The sequence below is a fragment of the Oleiphilus sp. HI0061 genome (assembly GCF_001635675.1).
Genome location: NZ_LWFE01001797.1, coordinates 1 through 1,370 on the forward strand (window position 1 = coordinate 1; position 1,370 = coordinate 1,370).

Sequence of the window (1,370 nt, forward strand, 5' to 3'; positions counted from 1 at the left end):
GAAACTTCCTATTATCGCATTAGCTATTTTAAGAGAAATAAGACTTCAATTGCTGAGCGCAAACAAAATCTAGCGCCACTGCACTTTTAAGTCGATTATTCATAATCAACTCTCTACATAATTATTTTTCAATTCCAGCTCATTGAAAAAATCGGGCCATACTATATTCAGTATTTGTTTTTTCGCCCATACAATAGCGGCACAACAAGCACGGTTAAAATCGCCGAGCTGATGGATCCAAAAATCAAGGAGACAGCCAGTCCTCCCATCACGGGATCAGGGATGATTACCAGTGTTCCAAAGACAATGGCCAAGGTGGTTAAGGTTATGGGAATAATTCTTAATGCGCCCGCATCTGAGATAGCCTCTTCTGGCGACATGCCTTCGGCTATTCTCTCCCTGATAAAATCAACGATCAGCAAAGAATTCCTAACAGCAACGCCCGCAAGAGCAATAACACCAATCATTGATGGTGCGGTAAAGTCTTGATCGAGCAACCAATGGCCCGGAAATACACCAATCAAACCTAATGGAATAGATACCATGACAAGCAATGGCAAACTAAAGGATTGATAGTAAGCAACTAAGAGAAAGTAGATAGCAAGCAGTGACATCGCCAGCGCAATTCCCAAATCTCTAAACACATCCAGTGTCAGCCTCAATTCACCATCCCAATGAATGACAGTGTCATCCAAAGTAGTGGGTGAATCAGGCACAAAGCCCAGATTTCGCGTCGTAATTTTAGTTTCTCTATCGACTTGTAATACTTCGATTCTCTTTTCCAAATCGAGCACTGCATACACAGGTGCACTATCTACCAGCTCTCCTCCCACATAAGAAACTCGCTCATTATCCTTATGGAAAATAGGTGTCGCTTTCTCATTCGGAACAATATCAATCACCGTCGATAAGGGGATGGATGCCCCTTCTTTATTTTTCACAAAGGTCTGAGCCAGTATCTCCGGCACAATGCGCTGGTTATGAGGCACGACAAGCCTAATCGGTATAGGATTTCTCGCTTCTTGCTCATACAAGTGATTCACGATATCTCCTTGCACAAAAAAGCTTAATGCAGCAGCAACTTGCTGCACATCTAAACCGGCCAGTAAAACCCTGCGTTGATCGATCTTGAAGTTATATTCCTGAATAGGCGTGGAATTGCTCGTCCACACTTCAGCCATATCCCAGGTATCTTTAAACAGCGTCTCTAATTCTTTGGCCGTTGCCTCTCGTTTCTCGTTATCTTGTTCGTATATTTCAGCGAGAACCGTCGCTCTTATCGGTGGCCCAGGAGGGTCTTCTAATAACTGAACCGTAGCCTCAGGGTGATTACCAATGATATCGGCAAGTGCTAAACGCAATTGCTGCAC

1 protein-coding gene is annotated in these 1,370 nt (G+C 43.6%); it reads right to left on the reverse strand.

Annotated elements, in window-relative coordinates:
- Window positions 1–167 precede the first annotated feature (167 nt).
- Window positions 168–1,370, reverse strand: a 1,203-nt coding sequence (locus A3735_RS27395; protein WP_197486093.1) for an efflux RND transporter permease subunit, incomplete at its 5' end; no start/stop codon positions are given.